We start from the raw sequence: 6,668 nt of genomic DNA on the forward strand, positions 1-6,668 counted from the left end.
AGTCTTACCAATTTTGTGCAGGGTAAACCAATCACCTTCCTTAATATTTTTTAGAATTGTCCCACCGATTGACGTGGCATTTTGACGAGCGATTTCCTCTTTATCAATCATATCTGGACGACCAAGTTCAATCGTGGTTTCAGAAGTAGCTCCTAACGTACCTTTGACCAACTCCAAATCTTTTACTCCTGAAAACGCTGCGGTAAGTTTACCGTAGTATTCCAAAGAACCACGTTTTGTTTCGTCATAGTTACCATACAAAGAAATGTTTGGGGCAGTTGCAGCAACACCTTTCTTTTTAAGCTCTTCCAATTTTTTTTCATAAGCTGTCTGTTCTTTAGCATATTTTGCTAAATTTTCTTTGTTATGCTCATCAATCTGATCATTCTTTTCTTTTAGCTCTTTTTTAGCTTTCTCATGATCCTGACGAATCTCTTCGTTTTTATCATGAACATCCTTTTTCTCGCGCTCATTATCTGCTACATCTTTCTTGTAGCCATCAATTTCAGTAGAAACCGTATTTGCTTGATTCGCATAATCCTTTTCTACAGCAGTCTGACGCTTCGCAAGTTCTTCCTGACTCTCAGCAACTCCAGCATCCACAGGAGAATCCTGTTTTACTTCTAGGCCTGCTTTCTTAGCTTCAGAAACAGCCTTATCAACAGTTGAATGATCAACTACAACATCGACGGTAGTATTCTGCTTGGCAGTTTCGTCCTGCTTAGGCACTTCTTGTTTAGGTGCTTCCTGAACAGTTTTTGGCACATTTTGATTTGCACTCAACTCATCAGCAGACACAGTACCTGATGAAAAAGCCATAGCAAGAGCAGCCATACCCAAAATTACTCCACAAGCACCGTAGCGCTTCACCTTACGAATTGATCCAAATACTTTTGTTTCTTGTGTTTTAAACATTTTTTCTTTTCTCCTTTAATTAAAATAATTGTTTCTTGTAGAAATAACTTACTGCTGTAAGCAATAAGCCGCCGATTGCAGCTAGGAAACTTTGTTCTGACCCTGTGTTTGGCAAAGTTACCATTTTACCATCTGCAGTTGAAACACTGATGGTCTTGTCTTCATTTGTAACAGCTCCAAGTGCTTCAGGAGCAACTACAGAGCCATCTTCAAGGACAAGATTTCCATCTTTAGTGCTGACAATGGAATTACCTGTGCTGGTTTGAACAGGTGCTTTCGTAATATCATGCACCGCCTGACCTGTTGATGTAGAGGTTGTTCCAATTTGCGACTTCCCTTGCTGGTTCGCTTGATCAGTAGTTTTTGGCTGTTCATCTGGAACACCATCTAGACTACCTGCGTTTTCCTTGTCTTGCGCCTTATCTGAAGGTGCTGGTTTATCAGCTGGCACTCCATCAAGACTTCCTGCGTTGTCTTTGTCTTGTGGTTTATCTGATGGTGTTGGAACACCATCGAGACTACTTGCATTATCCTTGTCTTGCACCTTATCTGAAGGTGCTGGTTTATCAGCTGGCACTCCGTCAAGGCTTCCTGCGTTATCCTTGTCTGAGGGAGCTGTTGGATCAACTGGAGTAACTGAAGGCTCTGTTGGCTGAGTTGCTGGAGCCTCTGTTTCTGTTGAAGCGCTTGGCGCTGTTGGTGTAACCACTTCCGTTGTTGGAGCAGAAGAATCAATTGGTGTTACTTCATCAGCTGATACAAATCCAGCTTGTGCTAGTGCGATAGTTGAAAGTGCTAGTGTAGCTAATAATTGTTTTTTGTTCATTTTTTTCCTTTTCTAATTTCTAAGATAATTTGATTCTTTTGGTTCTGTTTCTACAACAAATCCATATTTTGAAGAATCAGAAGCTTTTACATCAAAAGTTAATCTAACGCTAGATGATTTATCCCCTTTTTTGACGGACAGGATATAGGAAACCGTATATTTTTGAGTTTCTGAATCATAATTCAATTTCTCTAAAATAACGGACTGTAAAATCCCTTCTTTTGGTTTGGTAAATTTTGCATCTCCTTCAGAAAGAAAATCTGCTAGGTTTTCTTTTTTGCCCGAGTAATAAGAAGGTAAGAAATAACGGCTAAATACATCAACTTCATTTTTCGTTGAAATGATAAGTTGAGTATTTTTTTGTTCCTGATATAAGAAATTTACTTTTTCTGACTGGTTTGACAATTGAGCGAAAGCAAAAAATACGCAAATGATATTTATTACTGATAACACTCCCAAAACACCTAAGAATAGATAAAATTTCTTCAGAGAAACTGACTGCTTTTGAGATACGGAAGGCACAACATCTGTTTGATCCCTTGCTTTTGGAACAGGTGGAAGGCGATTGGGTTGCGAAACAGCCATCGTCTCACCTTCAGCTGGGAAAAGAGGAAGAGAAGAATCGGACAATCCCATACTTTGTTTATATACAGGATAAATCTGGTTCTCAAAATACTCCCTTTTTTCTTGATAGCTGTAATTTGCAAATTCAGAGCGAGTTAGTATCGCTTGAATGAGGGGAAGCAAGAGGTTTTCATAGTCTTCTGTAATGAGGAAGGGACTAGCGTAAACCTCTCCTTCTGTCACCACGCTTTTCCCTTCCAGATGGGCGATTGCTACTTTTTTCAGCTGAAACTGACTATACGCTTGTTTCAACTCTTTAAATAACAACTCGGCCTGGTTAAATGTTAGGTAGGGCAAACTTTTTGAAATCGGCTGAGAAAAATCAGAAAGATGATCCAATCCCTCGATGATAGCAAGTAACTCACTATCATCCTCTGGACCTCTTCCATCTTCCCAGGAAATTTCTAAAAATAGATCATCTGTAATCGTACAGCGATCTTTATTAAAGAGTGAAAAAGCCATAAATCACCACCCCTTAACTTCTTACGAAATCAAAAATCCATTCAATAATACTTGGTCCCGCTGAAACACCAATAATTGCAATTGCAATTGATATCCAATTCTTTTTCATTGAGGCTTTTAACTCCCGTCCACCAAACGCATAAATGAGCGAAGTGACAACGGCAGCTAGCCCAAATAGTGCAACACTGACTAGCTGAACTTTTGTAATTCCTTGTTTCGCCAAGTTATCCGACTTAGCAAATGGATCGTCCGCATAGACTGTAAATCCTGTTAGGAACAGGGAAAGGCTCAATAAAAACATCTGTGATTTTGTTTTTACTTGCTGAAGTTGTCTTGTCAAATAATTTTTCATAGAAATCCTCCTTTGTTTTTTTGACAACGTTAGTATAATAGATAATTGAAAAAAATTTTTTAAAGGGACAATCATTTTTTTAAGGTGAGTTTTAAGAAAATAATGCTTCCCCAAATGACGTCTTTTCAGCTTCGACATCGAATAATATTTTTCTTTTATCTTCACGGTGATGCTCATCTGGCGCATCACCTTCTACCCAAAGATGAAAATGATACTCTTGATTGTGATCGGATAAGTTCAGAAACTCTTTAGAAATTAAAGGAAGCACCTTATGCTTAATCACTCTTTCAAGTGGCCGTGCACCATCCTTTATATTTGTTCCTACATCTAATAAATAAGTAACCAAACTTTCTTCATAAGAAAGAGTCAACTGTTGATTCTTCATTCTTTCTTCGATTTCTGATAGTTGTTTGACAATAATTTCCTTATTCACTTCCTCGTCTAACATATTGAAAATCAATTTATATTCAATTCGATTGAGAAATTCTGGTCGAAATCTAGTTTCCAACTCCAACGTCATGCTCTTTTCAAACTGAACTTTGTCCCTGTCGGTTAGCTTTTTAAAATTCCCTTTCAATTCATACTGATTAATAATTTTTTGAGAACCAATATTCGTAGTAATAATGACAATCGTATTCTTAAAACTCACTTGCCTTCCAGTTGAATCAGTCAAACGTCCTGCATCAAGCACCTGCAAAAATAAATCTACAACTTCTGAGTGTGCTTTCTCCACCTCGTCGATCAGGATAACGCTATAAGGTTTTTGTTTAACCTTCTCAGTCAATTGACCTTTCGTTCTCGTTTGACGATCGCCAATCAGTTTTGTAATATCTCCTTTTTGCTTATACTCAGACATATCAAAACGAATGATTGCCTCCTCATCATCGAACATCCCCTCTGCCAATGCCAGGGCAAGCTCGGTTTTTCCAACTCCAGAAGTTCCTAGAAACATGAAGGAAGACAAGGGCTTTCTTTGATCCTGTAAACCAGCTTGGGCAACAGTTATAGCATTCACAACAGCATCTACAGCCTCATCTTGGCCTTTAACACGTCGTGACAGCTTTTCTTTTAAACCATCTAGTCTTTCCTTGTTACCTTTCAAAATCGTCGTGACAGGAATACCTGTTTTATTTTTCAGCACCTCTGCAATTTCTTGCTTCCTGACATGGCCTAATCCATTTGTAGAACAAATTGTTGCTGCTTCATCTATTAAGTCAAAGGCTTTATCAGGTAAAAATTGATCAGGTATGTAGCGGACGGATAGAAGTACAGCTTGTTTTACAGCATCAGAGCTAATAGACACCTGGTGAAAATTTTCGTAAATAGTTTTAGCTTGCTCAAGAATTTCAATCGCTTGAGTAGTTGTTGGTTCAGAAACCCTAATTGGCTGCATCCTTCGCTCAAGCGCTCGGTCCGTTTCAATATATTCATGAAATTCATCTAAAGTAGTTGCGCCAATCAATTGCATCTCACCACGTGACAAAACTGGTTTAATAATATTTCCAGCATCCAAAGCGCCCTTATCTGAACCACCAGCACCAACAATAGTATGAAATTCATCAATAAAGAGAAGATTCTCTCCTTTGGTTTCTACCATCTCCTCAATAATTTTTTTAAACTTAACAATAAATCCTCCATCCTCATCTGACATTAAACTAGATAGTTCCAGAGAGCGCACAGTCAAGTTTTTTAATTTGGGAGATACCTGGTTTCTTAAAATGGCTAAAGCAAATCCTTCAACAATAGCTGTTTTTCCAACTCCAGCTTCTCCTACCAAAATAGGATTATTCTTGGTTCGTCTGAGAAGAGTCGTCTGAACAGCTTCTATTTCTTTATCACGTCCATACACCTGATAATCTTCTGCTTTTTTTGAAACTTTTTCTGTCAAATTATCTGTATAACGATCTAAATAAGGTGTTTTTTTCTTTTCTTCAGTAGTCACACTTAATCACCTCTTTCTTTTACTTCCTTGATTTGAAGAGTGAGCTTATCTTTTATCGCATCCACAAATTCTCGTGGATTGATTGTCCCTTCTCCAATCTGAGATAGAAACATTTCCCAGCCTCCTGTTGTCTCTGGATCAGAGAATTCATTGTCATAGAGATAATTGATAAGTAGATAGGCCTTGTTGGTAGGAGTTAGTTGACCTGTTTTTTTATCTTTGACAACATAGCCTTTACTCTGAATTTTTTTAATGATTTCTCCTCTAGTGGCTTGTGTTCCCAAGCCATATTTAGGAAATATTTGGCCAATCAATTGGCTTTCAGTTAGTCTCTTAGGTGGTTTTGTTTCACCTCCTACAATCTGAACCTGCGTATCAATTTCATCTCCCACTTGATAATCAGGAACTTCAACAGAACCTCGTACCTTTCGAGAACTCCATTCAGCCCATCCTAACTTATGAAGCGTTCTACCTTTTGTTTTAAAAACAAGACCATTATTTTCTACATCGATTGTTTTTATTGAATAATGACAATCATCCGCAAACATCAAGATCGCCTGCTTCACAACTGCTTCATAAATCAGTCGTTGGTCAGTTTTTAGATTTGAAAGGTTTGGAATTCTTTCAGTCGGAATCAAGGCTGAGTGGCTCGTACCAGACGCTTTTTCATCATTGACGTAATCTTCTCTAGGCTCCAAAAACGCTGGCTGAAAATGACAATTAATAGCTTTTTGATAGGCAGATAGATTTTCTTTTAAATCATCAAATTCAAAATGACTGATGTATTCTGAGTCTGGTCGTGGATAGGAGAGAAAACCTTCTAAGTACAGTCCCTCAACAATGCTCTCAGTTTTATCTGAGTCAAATTTCCAGGCACTTGCTGCAAAACTTTGTAATGCTGACAAGGTAAATAGTTGTGGAGCTGATTTCTGATGTTTTTCTACCTCAACTGAAGAAACAATAGAGGTGGCTGATAATCCCCTTGAAGAGGCTAAAATAGCTTCACTATCTTTAGTTTTATCTTTGGTAGTAAAGAATACCCCATTTTCCTTATCCTCCAGCTGAAGTTTCCAATATTTTTCTGGAGTAAAGTTGCGAATCTCTAAATCATTCTCACAAACTAGTCTGACCGCTGGTGTTTGAACTCGACCAACCGATAGATGGCTACCTTTTGTTCGAGGGAGTTGTCCTCTTGCTTGAAGATCAATCGTTGCAAGAGGTGATAAGTTCATTCCTACCAACCAATCACTTTGTGCACGTGCTTCAGCTTCTAAATAGTAATTGTAGGTTTCTGAAGGTTCCTTTAATTCCTGAAAAGCTTTTTGAAGAGCTTTCTTTGTCATGGAGCTTGCCCAAAGCCGTTTCCAAATTTTCTCCTTGCCTCCTGGTATGTGCGATAAAATAGAGTACGCAATACGCTCTCCTTCTCTATCAGCATCCGTCCCAATAATCACTTGATCCGCTGCTACCACTTCATCATAGATTCTCTTAAATTTTTCTCTAGAACCCTTGTCCTCTTTCAGATGTTGCTTAAATGAAACATTTGT

At 38.2% G+C, this 6,668-nt stretch carries 5 protein-coding genes and 1 pseudogene; all 6 read right to left on the minus strand.

Annotation, left to right across the window (positions count from 1 at the left end; genetic code table 11):
- Window positions 1–915: pseudogene (locus QM460_RS10085) on the minus strand (peptidase); the annotation flags it as partial.
- A 19-nt stretch (window positions 916–934) separates the two neighbouring features.
- On the minus strand, window positions 935–1,741 hold the full coding sequence (locus tag QM460_RS10090) for an LPXTG cell wall anchor domain-containing protein (protein WP_050077953.1): 807 nt from the start codon (window positions 1,739–1,741) through the stop codon (window positions 935–937).
- A gap of 12 nt (window positions 1,742–1,753) precedes the next feature.
- Window positions 1,754–2,827, minus strand: a complete 1,074-nt coding sequence (locus QM460_RS10095; RefSeq protein ID WP_050077954.1) for a hypothetical protein — start codon at window positions 2,825–2,827, stop codon at window positions 1,754–1,756.
- 13 nt (window positions 2,828–2,840) lie between these two features.
- Entirely contained in the window at window positions 2,841–3,179 is a 339-nt protein-coding gene (locus QM460_RS10100; RefSeq protein WP_050077956.1) for a hypothetical protein, read from the minus strand.
- 91 nt (window positions 3,180–3,270) lie between these two features.
- Window positions 3,271–5,121 (minus strand): AAA family ATPase, encoded by a 1,851-nt coding sequence (locus tag QM460_RS10105; RefSeq protein ID WP_050077958.1) that lies wholly within the window; start codon window positions 5,119–5,121, stop codon window positions 3,271–3,273.
- 2 nt (window positions 5,122–5,123) lie between these two features.
- Window positions 5,124–6,668, minus strand: a 1,545-nt coding sequence (locus tag QM460_RS10110; RefSeq protein WP_414290030.1) for a type IA DNA topoisomerase, incomplete at its 5' end; no start/stop codon positions are given.

The organism is Streptococcus infantis, from assembly GCF_047464415.1.
GTDB classification, from domain to species: domain Bacteria; phylum Bacillota; class Bacilli; order Lactobacillales; family Streptococcaceae; genus Streptococcus; species Streptococcus infantis_AE.

Excerpts from the sequence above, each read along its gene's own strand:
- QM460_RS10090 (WP_050077953.1), bottom strand. The coding sequence starts at position 1,741 with ATGAACAAAAAACAATTATTAGCTACACTAGCACTTTCAACTATCGCA.
- QM460_RS10095 (WP_050077954.1), bottom strand. The coding sequence starts at position 2,827 with ATGGCTTTTTCACTCTTTAATAAAGATCGCTGTACGATTACAGATGAT.
- QM460_RS10100 (WP_050077956.1), bottom strand. The coding sequence starts at position 3,179 with ATGAAAAATTATTTGACAAGACAACTTCAGCAAGTAAAAACAAAATCA.